The sequence below is a fragment of the Ancylobacter vacuolatus genome (assembly GCF_030813595.1).
In the GTDB taxonomy this organism is placed as follows: domain Bacteria; phylum Pseudomonadota; class Alphaproteobacteria; order Rhizobiales; family Xanthobacteraceae; genus Ancylobacter; species Ancylobacter vacuolatus.
Window position 1 is genome coordinate 706,919 of record NZ_JAUSUH010000001.1, and the last position, 19,950, is coordinate 726,868.

Annotated in this window: 21 protein-coding genes and 4 tRNA genes; 12 read left to right on the forward strand and 13 right to left on the reverse strand. The window is 65.5% G+C overall.

Translation table 11 applies throughout. The features are described 5' to 3' along the window. Positions 1-234: 234 nt before the first annotated feature. From J2S76_RS03420 to J2S76_RS03455, 8 genes are all read right to left on the reverse strand, one after another. Complete coding sequence (locus J2S76_RS03420) at positions 235-606, reverse strand: ribbon-helix-helix domain-containing protein (protein ID WP_091444715.1); 372 nt, start codon at positions 604-606, stop codon at positions 235-237. A 79-nt stretch (positions 607-685) separates the two neighbouring features. Next, entirely contained in the window at positions 686-1,300 is a 615-nt protein-coding gene (locus tag J2S76_RS03425; protein WP_307057491.1) for a DJ-1/PfpI family protein, read from the reverse strand. 164 nt (positions 1,301-1,464) lie between these two features. Next, on the reverse strand, positions 1,465-1,995 hold the full coding sequence (gene nusG, locus J2S76_RS03430) for a transcription termination/antitermination protein NusG (RefSeq protein ID WP_018390588.1): 531 nt from the start codon (positions 1,993-1,995) through the stop codon (positions 1,465-1,467). An 11-nt stretch (positions 1,996-2,006) separates the two neighbouring features. After that, positions 2,007-2,204, reverse strand: coding sequence for a preprotein translocase subunit SecE (gene secE / locus J2S76_RS03435; protein ID WP_018390587.1), 198 nt, complete (start codon positions 2,202-2,204; stop codon positions 2,007-2,009). Between the two features lie 201 nt (positions 2,205-2,405). Beyond that, positions 2,406-2,481: transfer RNA gene (locus J2S76_RS03440), tRNA-Trp, on the reverse strand. A 176-nt stretch (positions 2,482-2,657) separates the two neighbouring features. Next, on the reverse strand, positions 2,658-3,848 hold the full coding sequence (tuf, locus tag J2S76_RS03445; RefSeq protein WP_018390586.1) for an elongation factor Tu: 1,191 nt from the start codon (positions 3,846-3,848) through the stop codon (positions 2,658-2,660). A gap of 190 nt (positions 3,849-4,038) precedes the next feature. Continuing rightward, positions 4,039-4,112, reverse strand: a tRNA-Gly gene (locus J2S76_RS03450). Positions 4,113-4,143: 31 nt separating this feature from the next. After that, positions 4,144-4,228: transfer RNA gene (locus J2S76_RS03455), tRNA-Tyr, on the reverse strand. Positions 4,229-4,739: 511 nt separating this feature from the next. On the opposite strand from J2S76_RS03455, the gene rlmB reads away from it, so the two are divergent. Beyond that, positions 4,740-5,561: a 23S rRNA (guanosine(2251)-2'-O)-methyltransferase RlmB gene (rlmB, locus tag J2S76_RS03460; RefSeq protein WP_307057494.1), complete on the forward strand. Its 822-nt coding sequence runs from the start codon at positions 4,740-4,742 to the stop codon at positions 5,559-5,561. Between the two features lie 386 nt (positions 5,562-5,947). Continuing rightward, a complete protein-coding gene (locus J2S76_RS03465; RefSeq protein ID WP_307057496.1) occupies positions 5,948-7,579 on the forward strand; it encodes an MFS transporter in 1,632 nt (543 codons plus the stop codon). Positions 7,580-7,684: 105 nt separating this feature from the next. Here the strand turns inward: J2S76_RS03465 and J2S76_RS03470 are convergent, their stop codons facing one another. The 3 genes from J2S76_RS03470 to J2S76_RS03480 form a co-directional block, all read right to left on the reverse strand. Beyond that, on the reverse strand, positions 7,685-8,026 hold the full coding sequence (locus tag J2S76_RS03470; protein ID WP_307057498.1) for a RidA family protein: 342 nt from the start codon (positions 8,024-8,026) through the stop codon (positions 7,685-7,687). Positions 8,027-8,132: 106 nt separating this feature from the next. Continuing rightward, a complete protein-coding gene (locus J2S76_RS03475; RefSeq protein WP_307057500.1) occupies positions 8,133-8,762 on the reverse strand; it encodes an OmpA family protein in 630 nt (209 codons plus the stop codon). A 34-nt stretch (positions 8,763-8,796) separates the two neighbouring features. Next, positions 8,797-9,219 carry a hypothetical protein gene (locus tag J2S76_RS03480; protein WP_307057501.1) on the reverse strand — a complete coding sequence of 141 codons (423 nt, stop codon included), beginning with the start codon at positions 9,217-9,219 and terminating at the stop codon, positions 8,797-8,799. Between the two features lie 570 nt (positions 9,220-9,789). On the opposite strand from J2S76_RS03480, the gene J2S76_RS03485 reads away from it, so the two are divergent. Then, positions 9,790-10,314 carry a hypothetical protein gene (locus J2S76_RS03485; RefSeq protein ID WP_307057503.1) on the forward strand — a complete coding sequence of 175 codons (525 nt, stop codon included), beginning with the start codon at positions 9,790-9,792 and terminating at the stop codon, positions 10,312-10,314. A gap of 156 nt (positions 10,315-10,470) precedes the next feature. Next, positions 10,471-10,545: transfer RNA gene (locus J2S76_RS03490), tRNA-Thr, on the forward strand. A 95-nt stretch (positions 10,546-10,640) separates the two neighbouring features. Here J2S76_RS03490 and J2S76_RS03495 read toward each other — a convergent pair. Together J2S76_RS03495 and J2S76_RS03500 are read right to left on the reverse strand one after the other, a co-directional pair. Beyond that, entirely contained in the window at positions 10,641-11,339 is a 699-nt protein-coding gene (locus J2S76_RS03495) for a sulfite oxidase-like oxidoreductase (protein WP_307057505.1), read from the reverse strand. A gap of 88 nt (positions 11,340-11,427) precedes the next feature. Next, the gene (locus tag J2S76_RS03500; RefSeq protein WP_307057506.1) at positions 11,428-12,237 is read right to left on the reverse strand and encodes a TerC family protein; all 810 of its coding nucleotides are present in this window, start codon (positions 12,235-12,237) and stop codon (positions 11,428-11,430) included. 449 nt (positions 12,238-12,686) lie between these two features. Between J2S76_RS03500 and J2S76_RS03505 the strand changes: the two genes are divergently transcribed. The 8 genes from J2S76_RS03505 to J2S76_RS03540 all read left to right on the forward strand — a co-directional run bounded on the left by J2S76_RS03505 (position 12,687) and on the right by J2S76_RS03540 (position 19,944). Next, a complete protein-coding gene (locus J2S76_RS03505; protein WP_307057508.1) occupies positions 12,687-13,814 on the forward strand; it encodes an extracellular solute-binding protein in 1,128 nt (375 codons plus the stop codon). 137 nt (positions 13,815-13,951) lie between these two features. Then, positions 13,952-15,028 (forward strand): ABC transporter ATP-binding protein, encoded by a 1,077-nt coding sequence (locus tag J2S76_RS03510; protein ID WP_307057740.1) that lies wholly within the window; start codon positions 13,952-13,954, stop codon positions 15,026-15,028. Beyond that, positions 15,021-16,058 carry an ABC transporter permease gene (locus tag J2S76_RS03515; RefSeq protein WP_307057510.1) on the forward strand — a complete coding sequence of 346 codons (1,038 nt, stop codon included), beginning with the start codon at positions 15,021-15,023 and terminating at the stop codon, positions 16,056-16,058. Before J2S76_RS03510 ends, J2S76_RS03515 begins: the two co-directional genes overlap by 8 nt. Further along, positions 16,055-16,852 carry an ABC transporter permease gene (locus tag J2S76_RS03520; protein WP_307057511.1) on the forward strand — a complete coding sequence of 266 codons (798 nt, stop codon included), beginning with the start codon at positions 16,055-16,057 and terminating at the stop codon, positions 16,850-16,852. The genes J2S76_RS03515 and J2S76_RS03520 overlap by 4 nt, the downstream gene beginning before the upstream one ends. Before the next feature lie 110 nt (positions 16,853-16,962). After that, entirely contained in the window at positions 16,963-17,556 is a 594-nt protein-coding gene (locus J2S76_RS03525) for a hypothetical protein (RefSeq protein ID WP_307057513.1), read from the forward strand. A gap of 112 nt (positions 17,557-17,668) precedes the next feature. Further along, positions 17,669-18,661, forward strand: a complete 993-nt coding sequence (locus J2S76_RS03530; RefSeq protein ID WP_307057515.1) for an MBL fold metallo-hydrolase — start codon at positions 17,669-17,671, stop codon at positions 18,659-18,661. A 118-nt stretch (positions 18,662-18,779) separates the two neighbouring features. Beyond that, positions 18,780-19,025, forward strand: a complete 246-nt coding sequence (locus tag J2S76_RS03535) for a DUF3297 family protein (protein ID WP_018390570.1) — start codon at positions 18,780-18,782, stop codon at positions 19,023-19,025. A gap of 100 nt (positions 19,026-19,125) precedes the next feature. After that, positions 19,126-19,944: an NAD kinase gene (locus J2S76_RS03540; protein ID WP_307057518.1), complete on the forward strand. Its 819-nt coding sequence runs from the start codon at positions 19,126-19,128 to the stop codon at positions 19,942-19,944. The last annotated feature ends 6 nt before the right edge of the window (positions 19,945-19,950 follow it).

Genomic DNA, 19,950 nt, shown 5'->3' on the forward strand with positions numbered 1-19,950 from the left:
TGCCAGTCGCAAACGCCAAAGCACGCCGTCGCGACGGCTTCATCGCGGGCGGCGTAAATGGAGGGGCGCGGTAGCGGCACGTTTAAAACGCTGGCTGGCGAACCGGCCGTGCCTCCCGCGCATGAATGCACCGGGAGGCCTGACTCCCGGGTGCAGCGCATGCCATACAGGATGGCGCGGGCAAACGCAACGGTGCCCTTCCCCCTCGCCTCTCGCCCGCGCCCGGTGCGGACCTCAGGCCGCCGAGGACAGGGCGCGCCGGCTGCGATGGGCCTCGCGCGCCAGAATCGCGTCGGCGTCGAGACTGCGAATTGGCGTGCGCAAGTCGCGCGGCACATCGCCTTCCAGCTGCAGCGCGAGATAGCGCCCGCAGCACACGCGCAGGAAAGAGGCGAAGTTCTCCACCCCGCCATGGGCGAAGGTCAGTTCCTCATGCAGCTTGGCCAGGAGCTGCGGCAGGCTCATGCCGTCGCGCTGGGCGATCTCCTCCAGCACCTGCCAATACAGATTCTCCAGCCGCACGCTGGTGGAGAATCCGCTCAGGCGCAGCGATTTCAGCCGCGTCTGCCACAGGGCCGGATCGGCCTCGATGAAAAGCTTGCACATGGTGCGCCTCCCTCGGCGGCGGAGCGTGCCGCCCCGCCGCGCGCATCATAGTCCTGTTCCGCCCGGTCGCGAAGACGCCTTACGCGGCCTTGCGCGCACCGATATTGGCCTCGCCATGCGAGATGGTGGTGCCGAGCACGGCGAGGAACTGGCCGATCCAGGCCGGGTGCGCCGGCCAGGCAGGGGCGCTCACCAGATTGCCGTCCGTCACCGCCGCATCGATGGCGATGTCGGCATAGGTGCCGCCAGCGAGCTCCACTTCGGCGCGGCAGGCGGGATAGGCCGAACAGGTACGCCCTTCCAGTACCCGCGCGCCGGCGAGCAGCTGGGCGCCGTGGCAGATGGCGGCAACCGGCTTGTCGGCCTCGAAGAAGTGCTTCACGATTTCGATCGTGCGGGCGTTCATGCGCAGATATTCCGGCGCCCGGCCGCCGGGAATCACCAGCGCGTCGTAGCGGGCCGGGTCGATGTCGGCGAAGGTGGCGTTCAGCGCGAAATTGTGCCCGCGCTTTTCCGAATAGGTCTGCTGCCCCTCGAAATCGTGGATCGCCGTCGCCACGCTGTCACCCGCCTTCTTGTCCGGGCAGACGGCATGCACGGTGTGCCCGACCGCCAGCAGCGCCTGGAACGGGACCATGGTCTCATAGTCCTCGACGAAGTCGCCTACGATCATCAGGATGCGTTTGCCAGTCATTGTGACCTCCCCTGTTGCGCCGCCGTCCGCGCGGTGCGGCGGCTGGCTTCCGGGAAGGATAAGACGTGCGCCCTGGCAGGGGGTGTTAACCCGTTAACGCGGCCGCCAACGAAAAAGGGCGCCGCCGAAGCTGCGCCCTTGAGAGAGTTCCGAAGGATCGGCGGTCAGACCTTCTCGACCTGACCGAACTCCAGCTCGACCGGAGTGGCGCGACCGAAGATCGACACCGCCACCTTGAGGCGGGAGCGGCCCTCGTCGACTTCCTCGACGATGCCATTGAAGGAGGCGAAGGGACCGTCCGACACCTTGACCGTCTCGCCGACCTCGAAGGTGATCGAGGGCTTGGGCCGCTCGATGCCTTCCTGCACCTGCTGAAGGATGCGCATAGCCTCCTTCTCGGCGATCGGCATCGGCTTGTTGTCGGCGCCAAGGAAACCGGTGACCTTCGGCGTGTTCTTGATGAGGTGGAACGCCTCGTCGGTGAGGTCCATCTTCACCAGCACATAGCCGGGGAAAAACTTGCGCTCGGCATCGACCTTGCGGCCGCGGCGCACCTCGACGACTTTCTCGGTCGGCACCAGCACCTGCTCGAAGAGATCGGTGAGGCCGCGCTGCGCGGCCTGTTCCTTGATGGAATCCGCGACCTTCTTCTCAAAGTTGGAATAGGCGTGAACGATGTACCAGCGCATCGGCATCGCGTCTCTCCTCAACGGCCGATTTGCAGGATCTGAGCCACCACGAAGCTCAGAATCTGGTCGGCGACCAGGAAGAACAGCGAGGCCAGCACCACCATGACGAACACCATCGCGGTAGTGATGAGCGTCTCGCGACGGGTCGGCCAGGTGACCTTGCGGGCTTCCGCGCGGACCTGCTGAAAGAACTCGACCGGGTTCGTCTTCGCCATGCTCGTCTCGAAACGCCTCTGATGCGGCCCGCGCCGGTATCGGCTGATCGCGGCGCGCCGCCTGCGGGTCCCGCCGCGCACCGCCCTTCGGCGACGCTTCGGCACGACCCTCTAAAAATGCACGAAGCGGGCGTATAGCCCGCAAAGCCGCCTCGCGTCAAAGAACCTTTGCCGCCTTGCCTGCCACCCTCTTGGGAAAGGTGGCAGGAGTGGAGGGGCTCGAACCCCCAACCCCCGGTTTTGGAGACCGGTGCTCTACCAGTTGAGCTACACTCCTAGAAGAGGCGGACGGGGCAAAGCCCCGGAGGTCCGCCTCTCGAATCGCGAGGCACTATAACCGGCGGCGCGTCCACGTCGAGGGGCGCGCGCCCCGGTTTCAACAGTTCGGCGTCGAAGCAGGAAAAACTTCGCCACCGGAAAGGGATGCGGCCAGCGCATCCCTGCCTTGGTTCATCACTCGATGATGGAGGCGACGACACCGGCGCCGACGGTGCGGCCGCCTTCGCGGATAGCGAAGCGCAGCTTTTCTTCCATCGCGATCGGCACGATCAGCGCCACGTCGACCGTGATGTTGTCGCCCGGCATCACCATTTCCGTGCCTTCCGGCAGGGTCACGATGCCCGTCACGTCCGTCGTCCGGAAGTAGAACTGCGGACGGTAATTGGTGAAGAACGGCGTGTGACGGCCACCCTCTTCCTTCGTCAGGATGTAGGCCTCGGCCTTGAACTTCGTGTGCGGCTTCACCGAACCCGGCTTGCACACGACCTGGCCGCGCTCGACGTCCTCGCGCTTCGTGCCGCGAACCAGAATGCCGACATTGTCGCCGGCCTGGCCCTGGTCGAGCAGCTTGCGGAACATCTCAACGCCCGTGACCGTCGTCTTGATGGTCGGACGGATGCCGACGATCTCGACTTCCTCGCCCACCTTGATGATGCCGCGCTCGACGCGACCCGTCACCACCGTGCCGCGACCCGAGATCGAGAACACGTCTTCGATCGGCATCAGGAACGGCAGGTCGACCGGACGCTCCGGCTGCGGGATGTAGGCGTCGACCGCCTTCATCAGCTCGAGCACGGCGTCGTGGCCGAGCTTGGCGTCGCCGTTCTGCAGCGCCACCAGCGCCGAGCCGCGGATGATCGGGATGTCGTCGCCCGGGAAGTCGTACTTCGACAGAAGCTCGCGAACCTCGAGCTCGACCAGCTCAAGCAGTTCCTCGTCGTCGACCTGGTCGCACTTGTTCAGGAACACCACCAGAGCCGGAACGCCGACCTGACGGGCGAGCAGGATGTGCTCGCGGGTCTGCGGCATCGGGCCGTCGGCCGCCGAAACAACCAGAATCGCGCCGTCCATCTGCGCCGCACCGGTGATCATGTTCTTCACATAATCCGCGTGGCCGGGGCAGTCGACGTGGGCGTAATGGCGGTTCGTCGTCTCGTACTCGACGTGAGCCGTCGAAATCGTGATGCCGCGCGCCTTCTCTTCCGGCGCCTTGTCGATCTGGTCGTACGCCGTGAACGTCGCGCCGCCCGTCTCCGCAAGAACCTTCGTGATCGCAGCCGTCAGAGACGTCTTGCCATGGTCAACATGGCCAATCGTCCCGATGTTGCAGTGAGGCTTCGAACGGTTGAACTTCTCTTTGGCCATATCTCGTTTCCTTCAGCGACATGCGGGCCGCGAAAAATCGGGCCGTGGGATAGGCGGTTTCCAGCGTTTCCGCAAGTGCCGCGTTGCGCGGCCTCTGCACGGACGGGGATAACGCTCAGCCCTCGGAGGGTGCCGGCCGTCCTGCGAAGGGACCGCGCCGGCGCCTTATATGGGGGCTGCGCGGAAAAAGTGGAGCGGGTGAAGGGAATCGAACCCTCGTCATCAGCTTGGAAGGCTGTTGCTCTACCATTGAGCTACACCCGCGAGGGTCGGCGCATTCTAGCGGAAGGCGACGTGGTGGGGGAGGTAGGACTCGAACCTACGAAGGCATAGCCAGCGGATTTACAGTCCGCCCCCTTTGCCGCTCGGGACACTCCCCCTCGCACGTCGGCCGATCTGCGGTGCGTCGAAATGCACCGGCCTGTCGACCTGACGGAAAAACCGGCGCGATGCGCGGCTCCCGTGCGGCCGGCTTTATGGTGAGGTGCCCGTTCCCTGTCAACCCCGCCGCGCCGTTCCTCGCCGCAAGCTGTGGATCACGCAGCGGTTCCGTCACGTCGCCACAAGCGCCACCGGATGGAGAGAGGGTGCAAATGCGCCGTCCCGCCCCGTTCGGCAGGGTACGGCAGGGGGATATCGGAAGATCCGGGCCGGCCGACATTCATAGGGTCGTGCCGTTCCTCACGGCGGCACGGAGCGCCCCTGCGGAACAAGGCCAATGGTCCGCGGGACGAAGGGTGAGCCGGTTCACACCAAGGGATGCCGATTCTCAAGGCGGGCGAACGTGCCCGCCGGACGCTCCCATCACCCGGCGGCCGCCTCTTTGCGCGCTGGCGGCCTGGCCGCACAAGCGAAATTGCCAAGTGGCGCGCGTCATGACAGAACGCGCGCATGAACGATCGTCCCAGCCGTCCGCCCGGCCGTCCCAAGCCCTCCGCCGGACGCCCCCGCCAGCCTCGCCCCCGTCCCGCCGGACGCCCCTTCGGCGAGTGGCCGGACGATGTGGCGATTCTGTATGGCTGGCACAGCGTGGTCGAGGCGCTGCGCAACCCGCGCCGCAAGCTGCGCCGGCTGATGCTGACCGAGAACGCGGCGCGCCGGCTGGAAGAGGAAGCGATTTCCCAGCGCATCACCCCCGAGATCGTCCGGCCCGGCGAGATCGACCGGCTGCTCGACCCCGATGCGGTGCATCAGGGGATGCTCGCCGAATGCGATCCCCTCCCCTCCCTCAGCCTCGCCAAGGCGGCGGAGTGTGACCTTCTGCTCGTGCTCGACCAGATCACCGATCCGCACAATGTGGGCGCCATCGTGCGCTCGGCCGCGGCGCTGAAGGTCGGCGCTATCGTCACCACCGCACGCCACAGCCCGGCCGCTACCGGCGTGCTGGCCAAGAGCGCCAGCGGCGGGCTGGAGCATGTGCCGTTCTGCTTCGTCGGCAATCTCGCCCGGGCGCTGGACGAACTGAAGCAGAACGGCGTGCTCATCGTCGGCCTCGACAGCGAAGGCGGCGCCGATCTTTTCGACACGCGGCTCACCGCCCCGACCGCACTGGTTCTGGGCGCGGAAGGCAAGGGCCTGCGCCACCTCACCCGCCAGACCTGCGACACGCTGGCGCGCATCGATCTTCCCGGCTCCATCATCAGCCTGAACGTGTCCAACGCCGCCGTGCTGGCGCTCTATATCGCCCGGCGCGCCATCGGCAGCCCGGCCTGATCCGCCGTTTTACTTCGGCGTGAAGGGTTTTTCTGCCGCAGCGCAATATCTGCGGCAGTTTACGACCAATTGCCAATCGTCAAACGGTCCCAGTTTCGCCACTCTCCCCTGAGGCATGCGACGGAATCAGAGAATTCCGCGCGCCAAGACACCGGGGAAAGGCGCCGCATGCTTCACAGCGGGCCGCCTCCGGGAGGAGACAGCCCGAGCTGACGGCGTTCCCGAAGGGACTCCCAAACTCGGCCATCACAACGGGCGGCTCTCGCGAGCTGGTCTTTTTGCGCGTGCGATTGACATCGCACGTCTCTGCATTGGCGCGACCTAATCTTGGGGAAGGGAAACACATGAGCGTAACAACTGCGGGACCGGCCGGAAAGACCGCTCCCATGACCCGCGAAGAACGAAAAGTCATCTTCGCCTCTTCGCTGGGCACCGTCTTCGAGTGGTACGATTTCTACCTGTACGGCTCGCTCTCGGCGATCATCGCCGCCCAGTTCTTCTCGGGCGTGAACCCGACAGCGGCCTTCATCTTCGCCCTAATGGCCTTCGCCGCCGGCTTCGCGGTGCGCCCGTTCGGCGCCATCTTCTTCGGCCGGCTCGGCGATCTCGTCGGCCGCAAATACACCTTCCTCATCACCATCCTGCTGATGGGCGCCTCGACCTTCGTGGTCGGCATCCTGCCGAACTATGCCAGCTGGGGCATTGCCGCGCCGGTCATCCTCATCATTCTGCGTCTGTTCCAGGGCCTCGCCCTGGGCGGTGAATATGGCGGCGCCGCCACCTATGTCGCCGAGCACGCGCCCGCCGGTCGCCGCGGCTTCTACACCTCGTGGATCCAGACCACGGCGACGCTCGGCCTGTTCCTGTCGCTGCTGGTCATCCTCGGCACCCGCACCTATCTGGGCGAGGCCGCCTTCGCGGAGTGGGGCTGGCGCATCCCGTTCCTGGTGTCGATCATCCTGCTCGCCGTCTCGGTCTGGATCCGTCTGACGCTGAACGAATCGCCTGTCTTCAAGAAGATGAAGGAAGAGGGCAAGACCTCGAAGGCGCCGCTTACCGAAGCCTTCGGCCGCTGGGAGAACGCCAAGGTTGGCCTCATCGCCCTGTTCGGCGGCACCGCCGGCCAGGCCGTGGTGTGGTACACGGGCCAGTTCTACGCGCTATTCTTCCTCACCCAGACGCTGAAGGTCGATGGCTGGACGGCGAACGTGCTCATCGCCGTCTCGCTGCTGATCGGCACGCCGTTCTTCATCGTGTTCGGCTGGCTGTCCGACAAGATCGGCCGCAAGCCGATTATTCTCGGCGGCTGCCTTATCGCGGCGCTGACCTATTTCCCGATCTTCGCCGCCATCACCCACTATGCCAACCCGGCGCTTGAGCGGGCGCAGGCGACCTCGCCTGTCACCGTCGTCGCCGATCCCGCCGAGTGCTCGTTCCAGTTCAACCCGGTGGGCACGGCCAAGTTCGTCAGCTCGTGCGACGTCGCCAAGTCGTTCCTGGCGCGTAACTCGGTGAACTACTCCAACGAAGCGGCCCCCGCCGGCACGATCGCCAGCGTCAAGGTCGGCGACAAGGTGATCCCCTCCGTCAGCGGCGTCGGTGCCGACCCGGCCGCCTTCAAGGCCGCGTCCGACGCCTTCACCGCCAGCATGACCGAGGCCATCCGCGCCGCCGGCTATCCCGCCAAAGCAGATCCAGCCGCCATCAACACGCCGATGGTGGTCGCGCTGCTGACCGTCCTCGTGCTGTTCGTCACCATGGTGTACGGCCCGATCGCGGCCTGGCTGGTCGAACTGTTCCCGACCCGGATCCGCTACACCGCCATGTCGCTGCCCTACCACATCGGCAATGGCTGGTTCGGCGGCTTCCTGCCCACCACGGCCTTCGCCATGGTGGCGGCCACCGGCGACATCTATTACGGCCTCTGGTACCCGATCATCGTGGCTCTCGCGACCTTCGTCATCGGCCTCGTCCTGGCGCCGGAGACCAACAAGCGCGACCTCGAGAACTGGCACTGAAGCTTTACGCGCGGCTTCGTCCTCCGGGACGGAGCGCAAAAGGAAAGGCCCCGTCGCGAGACGGGGCCTTTTTGTTGAGTGTTGCCGAAGTGCCTTCGGCTGGCCTCAGATCGCCGCCTTGACGACGATCTCGACCTTGTAGTCCGGCGTCGCCAGCGCCGCTTCGACAGTGGCGCGGGCGGGGGTGTTGCCGGCCGAGACCCACTTGTCCCACACCGCGTTCATCTCGGCGAAGGTGGCGATGTCGGCGAGATAGATGGTGGCGGTCAGCAGCTTGGTCTTGTCGGTGCCGGCCTGGGCGAGCAGCGCGTCGATCTGGTCGAGCACGGCCTGCGTCTGCGCCGTCACACTGTCGCCCTTGGCGACCTGGCCGGCCAGATACACGACCGACCCGTGGATCACGGCCTCGCTCATGCGCGGACCGACTTCGATTCTCGTGATGCTCATCTGCTCAAACTCTGGATTTGACGGAAAGGGCTGGCCGCAAGCGAAAGCCGGCCGGTGCGCGAGGCACCGGCCGGCTTCCTAACACACGAAAAAACCGGCGTCCTGCTCAGGGAGCGCTGGTGGGCACCGGCGCGCCCATCGGGCCGACGGTGCCGATGGTGAAGATCTGCACCCGGCGGTTGACCGGGTCCTGCGGCTTGGAGGGCACCTGCAGGGCCTCCTGGCCAAGGCCGACGGCCTCCAGGCGATCCGGCGAGACGCCGAAGACGACGACCAGCGCCTGAACGATGGCGTTTGCGCGCTCCTGGCTGAGCTTCAGGTTGAAGGCGCGAGTGCCTGTCGTGTCGGTGTTGCCGACCACAATGAACTTGTAGTTCGCCAGGATCGGGTGGTGCATCGCGTCGGCGATGGAGCCGAGCGTCCGGTAGGATTCGGGGCGGATGATGTCCGAACCGAGCGCGAACTGGATCTGCACGGTGATCTGGGCGAGCTTGTCAAGCCGCTTGGCGATCTCGGACTTGTCGAGCGTCAGCGGCAGGTTCTGGGTGACGGCGTCCTGCGCCATCTGGCGCAGAACCTGGGCGGTAAGCGCCGGGTCGAACATGGTGGCCTGCGACAGGCCCTGCATGATCTGGGCGTCACTATCGGGCGTCTGCGCGGTCGCTGTGCCGGCGAGCGGCGCGGCGAGCACGGCGGCGAGGGCGAGCCCACCGACGAAACGGGTGATACGGGTCATGATCTGTCTCTTTTCCCTAGCGTTTCGCCGCTCGTCACTGCCACCAGCCGGCATCGACCAGGATATCCTTGCAGGCCGGACGGATCACCTTGCTGGCCGACTGCAGGCAGGTGAGGATGTTGGCATCGCCCGGCTGAACGCCGGCGCAGGCCTGGCGGATATTGGCGTTGCAGACATTCCAGGCGTCGCCCTGTGCGGCGATGCGCTTGGCGATCGACGCGCGCGCGGCGGCGTAATCATCGAAGCACTGCTGCGGCACCTGATCCTGATGTGCCATCAGGCAGTTGCGAACCGCGCCGGTACCGAGATTGTCCTTGGCGCAAAACCTCTCGATGGAAGGACCACAGCTCTTGGCGATCAGGGCCCCGGCTTCAGCATAGCTCATCGTCTGGGCCGACGCGCTGCCGGCCATGCCGGCCAGCAGCAGCGCCGCCAGTCCGACCAAAAATCGCTTCATAGTCCAGCCTCCCAAATGGCGTGCGGTGATCCTCACCGCGGGGGGATTCGGCACGCGCCGTTGCGAACGACATCCCACGGATTCGTCTCGCAGAAGGCGGCGCTCGGCGCAATGGCGTATTTTGCTCGGTTTGCGGGCGAAGCCCGGTATTTGGGGAATGAATGGCCATCATACCAGCCTACCAACACAACCGGCCTATCCTACCGATACCGCTGCGCCAATCGAACGGCTCGAGCGCACACGCCCTAGCCCCTTCGCGTCGCAGGCGAATCAGTCTCCGCGCGACCTCTGACGGCGAACGGTCGGTTAGGCTGACCTATGGCGGGCGGTGGCAGCCGTCGTCGCGGTCTGATCACGGGCACGTCAGCGGCTTTCCAGAACCGCGACAGCCGATGAGGTTGATTTCCATCCATTCAGCGCGCGCCACCTCTCCTGCAGTCGCCCGCCCGCCGGAGCGGCGAGCGGCGACTGCAGGCCGGAACGCGCGCCGCCCAGAAGCGGCTATCGCCAGCGCTTGACAGTTCCGCCGGCGCGCCCCAGGCAAAGGACATCTCACGGGGGCCGACGATCTTGCGACACCTGCTTTCAGCCTTAACGGCACTGCTGCTCACAGTGGCGCCGGCATTCGCCCAGTACCCGCCATCCTATCCCCCGGCTTATCCGCCGGCCTATCCGAACCCGGATCAGGCCGATGACGCCAAATGCCGCTCCTGGGGCCTGGCGCCGGGCACGCGGGCCTATTCCGACTGCCGGATGACGCTGGATCAGAATCGGCCCGGGCCGCCGCCTTATCCTTATCCGAACCCGCCGCCGCCTTATCCCTATCCGGGCCCGCCACAGCCCTGGCGTCCTGGCCCCCCTCCCATGCCGAACGAGATTTCCGACCGGGATGCCCTGAACTACTGCGAAAAGGCAGCACGGGCGGCGCCGCCCTACCTGATCGTGAAGCTTGCCGCCAAGATCGTGACCCCCGGCCGCGAGAAGGTGGTGAAACTCTCTTTCAACGTCATCAAGCCCGGGGCAAAGCCCGGCTTCTGGAATGTCGAATGCCGTTTCCGCGGTGGCAGAATGACAAGCTTCAGCGCCCCGCGCTGACCAACAGGCAGAGCCGCGCCGCGCGCCCGTCTTGACCGGGCGGCGGCCATCGGCGAAGAGAACCATGTCGCCACCGGCGCAGGCACCGGGGCGGCAGAATCGAACCGCTGCCGTCCGGTCACAAGGGTGAGGACGCGGTGGCGCGGGACTGGCTTGGCCGGCGTAGCACAGCGGTAGTGCAGCGGTTTTGTAAACCGAAGGTCGGGGGTTCGATCCCCTCCGCCGGCACCAGTTCCCTCCCCTTCTGCCGGGCTGAGCGGGCAAGCCCATGACAGTGCCCTCACCGCCAGTCTGTCGGAAGCCCGCAGGAAGCCTGTGGCGCGCGCTCACTCCTCATCGGAATAGCGCTCCTCTTTCCAGGGATCTGCGTGGTTGTGGTAGCCATTCTCCTCCCAGAAGCCGCGCTTGTCGGCGACGACGAACTCAATCTTCTTGAGCCATTTCGCGCTCTTCCAGAAATAGAGATGCGGCACCACCAGCCGCGCCGGGCCGCCATGCTCTGTCGTGAGCGGCTTGTCCTCCCAGCTGTGGACGATCAGCGCGTCCTCCGCGGCGAAATCTTCCAGGGCAAGATTGGTGACATAGCCATCATAGGAATGGAGCAGGACGAAGCCCGCGCCATCGCGCGGCATCACCAGGTCCAGCAGATCGCGCGTGGCGAGCCCCTCCCAGCGATTGTCATAGTGCGACCACGTGGTGACGCAGTGGATGTCAGTGGTTTCCTGCGTCTGCTTCTGGGCACGGAACGTCGCCCAGTCCCAGGAGATGGGGTGTTCCACCTCGCCGGTCACGTCGAGCCGCCAGTGATCGAGCGAAATGCGCGGCTGCATGCCGAGGTCGAGCACTGGCCAGTCGCGCACCAAATGCTGTCCGGGGGGAAGCCGCTCCTCCTCCGGGCGAGTCATGCGGCCGGTGAGGAACTTGCCCTGCCGCGCCCAAGCCCGCTTGGCGCGGGTGAGCTTGCTGTCGGCGGGCGGCTCGGGCGCACGGCCGACGGGGGCGTGCGGGTCGCTTGTATCCGTCATGATCCGGGTCTCCTTCGCTGGAGGGAGCCCGGATCATAGCATTGTCAGGCGGCGGAGCCTTTCACTTCGGCATGCCGCCCGGGTGTCATCACGCGCTCAACCGCCCCTGATCGACGGGTGCCGCGTCCGGCGCCGGGTGGGGGTTGCCGACCATCGCCTGGCCGACCGCCGTGGGCCGGCGCTTGCGCTGGGCCATGTTCAGGCCCTCGACCAGGGCCGAGAACGCCATGGCGGCGTAGATGTAGCCCTTCGAGACGTGGGCGCCGAAGCCTTCGGCGATCAGCGTCGTGCCGATCAGCAGCAGGAAGCCGAGCGCCAGCATCACGATGGAAGGGTTGCGGTTGATGAAGTTCGCCAGCGGCCCGGCCGCGAACAGCATGGTCATGACCGCGAACACGACCGCGATCACCATGATCGGGATGTGCTCGGTCATGCCGACGGCGGTGATGATGCTGTCGACCGAGAAGACGAGATCGAGAATCAGGATCTGCACGATGGCAGCACCGAAGCTCAACTGAAGCGTCCCACCGAGCGAGGCCTCCTGCTCGTCATGCGGCGCCATGCTGTGATGGATTTCCTTGGTCGCCTTCCACACCAGGAAGAGACCACCGGCGATCAGGATAAGGTCGCGCCACGAGAAGGGATGACCGAACACGGAGAAGACCGGCTCCACCAGCGTCACGATGATGGCGATCGTGCTCAGCAGGCCGAGGCGCATGATCAGCGCCAGCCCGATGCCGATTCGACGGGCGCGCGGACGAATGTCCTCAGGCAGTTTGTTGGTCAGGATCGAGATGAACAGCAGGTTGTCGATGCCAAGAACGACTTCCATCGCAATCAGCGTAATCAGCGCCGCCCAGGCTGCCGGGCTGGCGGCAAGTTCCATCAAATAGTCCACCGGATCACTCCCCAGAAATCGCCAAGAGACGGGTCGGCGCAGCAACGCCTTCGCGGCGCGTTAACGCACGATGAGGCATTTTGGATCGTCGTGAAGGGGGTATCGAGTTCATATGAGACACAGTCCTGCCGGCGCGACGTCGGGAAGCGATCCGACATCACGCGAACGCCGGCGGCTCGCGTCAGAGGGGCCCGGATCAACGGGTGCGCAGAAACTAAGGCAGGCGCGTCGCAAAGCCACCCTTGTCGCACATGACAGATTGTCGCACCCTCACGACCCCGCCTCGCCTGTCCCGACGCCGCCGCCCTCTGAGCGCTGAACAATTCCGACAAGTGACTGTCGTGACGCGACAGCGGCTTTCTCGCGCGGATTTACCGTGTCATCGTCACTTCATCGCCCCGAACTAGAGCGGACGCAGTTTCGCCCTCCGGGGGCAATGGGAGGTAATGATGACCCGCTTTTCTCGTCGTGACCTGATGAAGGCTGGCGCCTTCGCGATCGCCGCGCCGGCCGTGTTGCGCGCCCACGACGCGCTCGCCAGTTCCGGCTCGCTCAATGTCTATGCCTGGGGCGACTATTTCGACAAGAACACCCTGCTGGCCGATTTCACCAACGCCACCGGCGTGAAGGTGAACCTGTCGACCTACGGCTCCAACGAAGAGTGCGAGAACAAGCTGCGCGCCGCCGGCGGCAAGGGCTTCGACATCATCTTCCCGTCCGTCGATACCGGCCCGAACTACTACAAGGACAACCTCCTCCAGCCGATCGACGAGGCGAAGTTCCAGTCCGCCCTGATCATTCCCTCGATCTACCGCAACTCGCTCAAGCTCGGCGCCGCCTATCGCGGCAAGCGCTACCTCGTGCCGTTCGACTGGGGCACCGAGGGCATCACCTGGGATTCGACCAAGTTCCCGGGCAAGAAGTCTGGCGACATCTCCTATGGCGACATGTGGCTGGCCGACCATCCGAAGCAGACCGCAATCCGGCAGAAGTCGGTGTTCAACGGCGTGGCGCTCTATCTCGATGCCACCGGCGAGCTGAAGTCGGATCGCGGCATGGACCTCTACAAGTCCGAGGCCGATTCGCGCCGCGTCTTCGAGGGCGTGCTGAAGTACATCCTCGCCCATAAGGGCAATATCGGCGCCTACTGGAACAACGCCACCGAGGCGACCGCCGCCTTCACCGACGCCGGCTGCACCATCGGCCAGACCTGGGATACCACCGGCATCCTGCTCCACCGCAACACCGACAAGAAGTGGAGCTACGGGATGCCGAAGGAGGGCGGCCTGGCCTGGACCGACACGCTCGGCATCCCCGCCGGCGCCGAGAATGTCGAGCAGGCCTACGCCTTCGCCAACTTCATCTATCAGCCGGAAGTCGGGGCCCGCTTCGCCAACACCACCGGCTACAACAGCTGCGCCGCCGGCGCCCAGCAGTTCCTCTCCGAGGAAGCGCGGGCTGCCTTCGATGCGGCCTATCCGGCCGGCACCATCGACAACCTGTTCTGGTGGCCGATGCAGACCGACTTCTACGCCAAGCTGCGCGGCGAGTATGTCGAGAAGCTGACCAACAGCTGATCCCCCCATCTCTCCCTGTAAAACCCATCCCCGGGCGTGCCCCGGGGATGCTCGCCGCTCTCGTGGATGCTCCCGAGGACGTGGACGGCCGGACAGTCCCGGCCAGGACGGACCACCTCATGGCTGATGGAACTCCCATGCGCGGCAAGGACGTGCGTCTCGACCAGGTGTCGATCCGCTTTGGCGATTCCACCGCCGTGCAGCCGACCGACCTCGCCATCCATGCCGGCGAGTTCTTCTCCATCCTCGGGCCGTCAGGCTGCGGCAAGACCACGCTGCTGCGCACCATTTCCGGCTTTATCGAACCGACGGCCGGCCGGGTGCTGATCGGCGGCGAGGACATGGCTGGCAAGGGCCCCAATGAGCGGCCCACCGCGCTGATCTTCCAGAACCTCGCGCTTTTCCCGCTGATGAGCGTGGCCGAGAACGTCGCCTTCGGGCTGGAGGCACGCGGCATGCGCAAGGCCGAGCGGCTGAAGCGCGCGCAGGAACTGCTCGAACTCGTGGCGCTTAGTGGCTATGGCGACAAGAAGCCGGCGGACCTCTCCGGCGGCCAGCGTCAGCGCGTCGCCATCGCCCGGGCGCTGGCGGTGGAGCCGGCCGTGCTGCTGCTCGACGAGCCGCTCTCGGCGCTGGATCTCAAGCTGCGCCAGCACATGCGCTCGGAACTGCGTGCCATCCAGAAGCGGGTCGGCATCACCTTTATCTACATCACCCACGACCAGGGCGAGGCGCTCGCCATGTCCGACCGCGTGGCGGTGATGAGCCGCGGCAAGCTGGAGCAGGTCGCGGATGCCGACACGCTCTATGCCGAGCCGGCCACACCCTTCGTCGCCACCTTTGTCGGCGAGCAGAACGTGCTGCGCGGCACCGTGGCGGGCCTCGCCGATACCGTCGCCATGGTCGACACGCCGATCGGGCGGATCGAGGGAAGGGTCAAGGGCCCGATCCGGCTGGGCGAGGAAGCTCTTCTCATGGTCCGCCCCGAGCGTATCGGGCTTGGTTCCGGCGGCACAAACACGGTCGCCGCCCGCCTCGCCGCGCGCAACCTCGAAGGTCCTTCGGTGCATCTGCACTGCGCCGCAGCGGGGCAGACGCTCATCGTCACCGTGCCGAACGGCCCCTCGGTCCGCGATCTGCCCGAGGAACTGACGCTGTCCTTCGGGATTGACGACGCGCTGGTCTACCCGGTGGGAGCGCTGGCCCATGGGTAGCCTCGCCCGCGCCTATGGCCGCCCCCTCGCCTCGGTGATCGCCGGCATCGCGGTGGCGTGGGTCCTGGTGCTGATCCTGGTGCCCCTTGGGGCGATGGTAGAACAGTCGCTCTGGTGGCGTGAATCGAAGGGCGATATCTCCCTCACCATCGACCGCCTCTATAACGACATCTCGCTGATCGAGCTCGACCGCGAGGCCGAAACCGACCCGGCGAAGAAAGCGGCGTTCGACCAGAGCCTCGCCGACAAGCAGGCGGAGATCGCCACGCTGGAGGCGCAGGAGACAAACCCGCCGAAGACCTACGGCCTCGCCAATTTCACCCGCATGAGCGGGCTGCACTTCTACATCTTCGTCCGCACCATCTTCTACGCGCTGTTGGTGACGGCGCTGGCGCTCGTCGTCTGCTACCCCGTCGCCTATGTGGTGGCGCTCGCCAGCGGGCCACGCAAGGCGGTCATTCTCATGGTTGCGCTGATCGTGCCCTATGCGATCAACGAGCTGCTGCGGGTTTATGCCTGGCTGATGATTCTGGACTATCGCGGCGTCATCAACGGCGTGCTGCAATGGATGGGGTTCATCGATCTCGACGCGCGCGAGTGGATCCCCTTCCTGGAGAACCCGTCCGCTGTGTTCCTGGCGATGATCTACACCTATGTGCTGTTCATGGTGTTCCCGATGGTGAACACGCTGGAGACGCTGGACCGCAACCAGATCGAAGCGGCGCGGGACCTCGGCGCCTCCACTTTCCGCATCCATCGCCGTGTCATCATCCCGCACGCCAAGCCGGGCATCGCGGTGGGCTGCATCATGACCTTCATGCTCTCCGCCGGCTCCTATTCCGTACCGGCGATCATGACGCGCGGACAGGGCGGCGACTGGTTCAGCCAGCTCGTGTACCGACAGTTCTATGAGAGCAACAACTGGAACATGGGCTCGGCCTATGCCGTCTCGCTCCTCGTGGTTTGCACCGCTTTCATCCTCCTGATGATGCGCCTGTTCGGCGTCGGGCTGAGGGACATCGCGAAATGAGCACGGCCACGGAGAGCGCCGGCGCGCGGCTGGTGCTGAACATCTATATCGGCCTGTTCGTTCTCTACCTCTTCCTGCCCTTGGCGGTGATGTCGGCGGCGGCGTTCAACTCCTTCGACTACCCTTCGGTCACGCAGTGGCACGGCTTCACCCTGAAATGGTTCGTCGCCCTGGCCCATGACCAGCGCCTGCTGCAGGGACTGGTCAACTCGGTTCTGGTGGCGCTGGGGGTGATCGCCGTCTCGATTCCCGCCGGCCTGTCGGGCGCGCTGATACTCACCCGCCTCGGCGAGCGATCCGGTACGATGCTCTATTCCGTGCTAGTCTCGCCGGTTCTGACCCCGGGCATCATTCTTGGGATTTCCAGCCTGATCTTCTGGCGCGAATTCGGCATGCCGGGCGGGCTGTTCGTCGCCGTCATGGCGCAGTCAAGCTTCATCGCCTCCTACGCCATGCTGCTCTTCCTCGCGCGGCTACAGCGTCAGGACCGCACGCTGGAGGAAGCGGCGCTCGATCTCGGCGCCAGCCATCTGCTGGTGTTCCGGCGCATCACCCTGCCCTTTCTGGCGCCGACCTGCTTTACCGCCGCCGTCGTCGCATTCCTGCAATCGTTCGAGAATTACAACACCACGGTGTTCGCCATCGGAGGCGAGTGGACGCTTGTCACCGAGATCGCCTCGCGGCTGCGCTTCGGGCTCTCGCCGGTGATCAACGTCGTGGGGGTAATCTTCGTGGCGCTGACCCTCGTCGCCGCCATAACCTATGTCGTGCTGAAGAAGAAGCCGAAGACATAAGGCCGCGATAGCTTCGACGCACCTCGAATTACTGGCTACACGCCGGGACCCGATAATTCGGTGCCTCCGATGTCGCGCACGCTCCGAACAACAACCTTTGGGGTTAGTTCATGCGCGCCGGCACCCTTGCTGCTTCCTGCCTTCTTCTCTGCCTTCTGCCGCTGACGCCGGCCCTTGCCGGCAGCACCACCCTTTCCGGCAATGTGACGACCGAGCGCGTGCCGGACGATTTCAGCGATACCAAAGGTACCGACTGGGGCCTCGGCATCGCCCACACCTTCGACAACCATTTCATCCTTGCCGCGAATGGGAAGTATTACGACACGGCGCGAACCACCGATTACAAGGTCAATGTCGACGCATCGGTCGGCTACACGCACAATTTCGGCGCCTTCGCCCTGACAGGAATGGCCGGCATCGGTCAGCACTTCATCGAGTCGGACGATCCCAGCAATTTCCCTTACTACTTCTTCAGCGTCGCGGCCGACATACCGATCACCAAGCAGTTCACCTGGACCGCGTTCAAGCTGCGCTACCGCAACGCCTTCGACACCACAAACGACTACAACACGCCCGAAATCGCCACCGGGATCAGCTATTGGGCCACCGACCATACCGCCATCACGCTTTTCATCGAGCGCGACTGGACCGATGGCGAGCCGGCCTATAACGGCATCGAGCTTGGCTTCAAGCACAAGTTCTGAGCCGGCTAGCCTCACCCGAACGTGATGCGCGCGGTCGTGACCCCGGCACGCGGCATCACTAGCGTGCGGCGACGGACCCGAAGGGTCGCCCCCTCTCATGACGGAGCCTGCGATGACGATCATGTCCCGCCGCCATGCGCTTGTCGGTGCCGCCAGCCTGGCGGCGCTTCCTGCAGCATTGCCGCTGTTCGCCGCCGGTGCCTCCCCGGCCGCCGCCCAGGCGGGCGCGGGCCAGCAGGTACCGGGTCTCTACCGCTATCTCGTCGGCAGCGCCGAACTGACGGCGGTCAATGACGGCATGCGGACCTTTCCGCTCCCCGACGGTTTCGTGCGCAACGCCTCGCGCGACGAGATCAATGCAGCGCTCGAACTCGCCTTCCTGCCGAAGGACACGATGTCGATCCCGTTCAACCCGCTGCTGATCAATAATGGCGGCAAGCTGACGCTGATCGATACGGGCAACGGCCCGCAATCCGGCAATGCGCCGGTCGGGCGGCTGCAGGCCAATCTGGCCTGGGCGGGCGTCAAGCCGGGGGATATCGAGACGGTGGTCATCTCGCATTTCCATGGCGACCACATTAACGGCCTGCGCGCCGCCGATGGCGGGCTGGCCTTCCCCAATGCCGAGATTCTGGTTCCCGAGGCCGAATGGGCCTTCTGGATGGACGAAGGTGAGATGAGCCGGGCGCCGGAAGGCCAGAAGGCCGCCTTCCAGAATGTGAGGCGGGTGTTCAAGGATATCGACAGCAAGGTGAACCGCTATGGCTGGGACAAGGAGATCGCCCCGGGCCTGACAGCCGTTGACGCCTCCGGCCACACGCCCGGCCACACGGCTTTCATCTTTGCCTCCGGCAATGACCGGCTGTTCATCCAGTCCGACACCACCAACACGCCCATCCTCTTTGCTCCGAATCCGGACTGGCAGGTGCAGTACGACATGGACGGCGCGAAAGCGGCGCAGACGCGGCGGCGCATCTACGACATGGTCGCGGCCGAGCGGCTCCAGCTCACGGGCTATCACTACCCCTTCCCGGCAACCGGCTTCATCCGCAAGCAGGGTGACGGCTATGCGGTGGTGCCGGCCCTCTGGCGACCGGTGCTCTGACGAGCCATCGCCGCGCCCGTCGATGCGGCGGGGTCGGCCGTTTGGCATGCGGCTTGGCAAAACCGGCGGCGCGGGGCTATGTCTCGCGCAACCATCTCAATAAGCCGAGGCCCCGCCCATGTCCGAACCTCTTCCCGACCGCCTGTCGAGCGACCCGAGCAGCCCGTTTCACAATGCGGAGCTTCTGGAGCGCGGCATCGGCATCCGCTTCAAGGGCGCGGAGAAAACCAATGTCGAGGAGTATTGCGTCAGCGAGGGCTGGATCCGTGTCTCGGTCGGCAAGGCGAAGGACCGCGCCGGCAACCCGATGACGGTGAAGCTGGTCGGGCCGGTGGAACCCTATCTGCGCGACGCCGAAGACTGAGCCGCGCGCGGCTCGACGGCGCCCGGTCCGGCGGGATAGACCACGACCGTGCCATCGTCGTAACGGGCCTTGCCACTTCACCCCGCACCGGGTTGTCCGCATGAACGAAGTCGCCCGCCCCTCCGCTCCAGGCAGCGCCGAGACCGAACCGGCAGCGGCCTTTAGCCGAATCGCCTTCGTTGCCAGCGAAGCACCGGACGCCCTGCAAGCCCAGGCGCGCCTGCTCGCACGCTATGGCACGGTCGCTCTGGAGGACGCCGATGTCATCGTCGCCCTCGGCGGCGATGGCTTCATGCTGCAGACGCTGCACCGCTGCCGCGACAGCGGAACACCGATCTACGGCATGAATCGCGGGTCGGTCGGCTTTCTGATGAACAGTTTTCGCGAGGAGGACCTCCCCGCGCGCCTCGCCGCGTCGCAGCGTGTGGTGATTCATCCGCTGATGATGGAAGCGACCGATATCAAGGGGCGCCAGCACCGCGCCTGGGCGATCAACGAGGTTTCCCTCATCCGCCAGTCCTACCAGGCTGCCAAGCTGCGCATCGCCATCGACGGCAAGGTGCGGATGGAAGAGCTGATCTGCGACGGGGTGCTGGTGGCGACCCCGGCCGGTTCGACGGCCTACAACCTCTCCGCCCAGGGGCCGATCCTGCCGATCGGCACGCCGCTGCTGGCCGTCACGCCGATCTCTGCCTTCCGGCCGCGCCGCTGGCGCGGAGCGCTGGTGCCCGACCGCGCCCGCGTCGACATCGCCGTGATGGAGTTTGAGAAGCGCCCGGTGAATGCCACGGCCGATCATTTCGAGGTGCGCGATGTGGTGGCGGTCCGTGCCCGGCTCGATCCAAACTCGTCAATGACCATGCTGGTCGACCGGGATCACTCGATCGAGGAACGCATTCTGGCCGAACAGTTCGGCTGAAGAGGC

Bases quoted from the DNA above. Each gene is read 5' to 3' on its own strand.
- J2S76_RS03465 (WP_307057496.1), top strand. From the start codon at position 5,948: ATGACCCGCGAAGAACGAAAAGTCATCTTCGCCTCTTCGCTGGGCACC.
- tuf (WP_018390586.1), bottom strand. From the start codon at position 3,848: ATGGCCAAAGAGAAGTTCAACCGTTCGAAGCCTCACTGCAACATCGGG.
- J2S76_RS03480 (WP_307057501.1), bottom strand. From the start codon at position 9,219: ATGAAGCGATTTTTGGTCGGACTGGCGGCGCTGCTGCTGGCCGGCATG.
- J2S76_RS03535 (WP_018390570.1), top strand. From the start codon at position 18,780: ATGTCCGAACCTCTTCCCGACCGCCTGTCGAGCGACCCGAGCAGCCCG.
- J2S76_RS03425 (WP_307057491.1), bottom strand. From the start codon at position 1,300: ATGACTGGCAAACGCATCCTGATGATCGTAGGCGACTTCGTCGAGGAC.
- J2S76_RS03470 (WP_307057498.1), bottom strand. From the start codon at position 8,026: ATGAGCATCACGAGAATCGAAGTCGGTCCGCGCATGAGCGAGGCCGTG.
- J2S76_RS03520 (WP_307057511.1), top strand. From the start codon at position 16,055: ATGAGCACGGCCACGGAGAGCGCCGGCGCGCGGCTGGTGCTGAACATC.
- J2S76_RS03530 (WP_307057515.1), top strand. From the start codon at position 17,669: ATGACGATCATGTCCCGCCGCCATGCGCTTGTCGGTGCCGCCAGCCTG.
- secE (WP_018390587.1), bottom strand. From the start codon at position 2,204: ATGGCGAAGACGAACCCGGTCGAGTTCTTTCAGCAGGTCCGCGCGGAA.
- J2S76_RS03540 (WP_307057518.1), top strand. From the start codon at position 19,126: ATGAACGAAGTCGCCCGCCCCTCCGCTCCAGGCAGCGCCGAGACCGAA.
- J2S76_RS03510 (WP_307057740.1), top strand. From the start codon at position 13,952: ATGCGCGGCAAGGACGTGCGTCTCGACCAGGTGTCGATCCGCTTTGGC.
- nusG (WP_018390588.1), bottom strand. From the start codon at position 1,995: ATGCCGATGCGCTGGTACATCGTTCACGCCTATTCCAACTTTGAGAAG.
- J2S76_RS03505 (WP_307057508.1), top strand. From the start codon at position 12,687: ATGACCCGCTTTTCTCGTCGTGACCTGATGAAGGCTGGCGCCTTCGCG.
- J2S76_RS03525 (WP_307057513.1), top strand. From the start codon at position 16,963: ATGCGCGCCGGCACCCTTGCTGCTTCCTGCCTTCTTCTCTGCCTTCTG.
- J2S76_RS03515 (WP_307057510.1), top strand. From the start codon at position 15,021: ATGGGTAGCCTCGCCCGCGCCTATGGCCGCCCCCTCGCCTCGGTGATC.
- J2S76_RS03420 (WP_091444715.1), bottom strand. From the start codon at position 606: ATGTGCAAGCTTTTCATCGAGGCCGATCCGGCCCTGTGGCAGACGCGG.
- J2S76_RS03475 (WP_307057500.1), bottom strand. From the start codon at position 8,762: ATGACCCGTATCACCCGTTTCGTCGGTGGGCTCGCCCTCGCCGCCGTG.
- rlmB (WP_307057494.1), top strand. From the start codon at position 4,740: ATGAACGATCGTCCCAGCCGTCCGCCCGGCCGTCCCAAGCCCTCCGCC.
- J2S76_RS03495 (WP_307057505.1), bottom strand. From the start codon at position 11,339: ATGACGGATACAAGCGACCCGCACGCCCCCGTCGGCCGTGCGCCCGAG.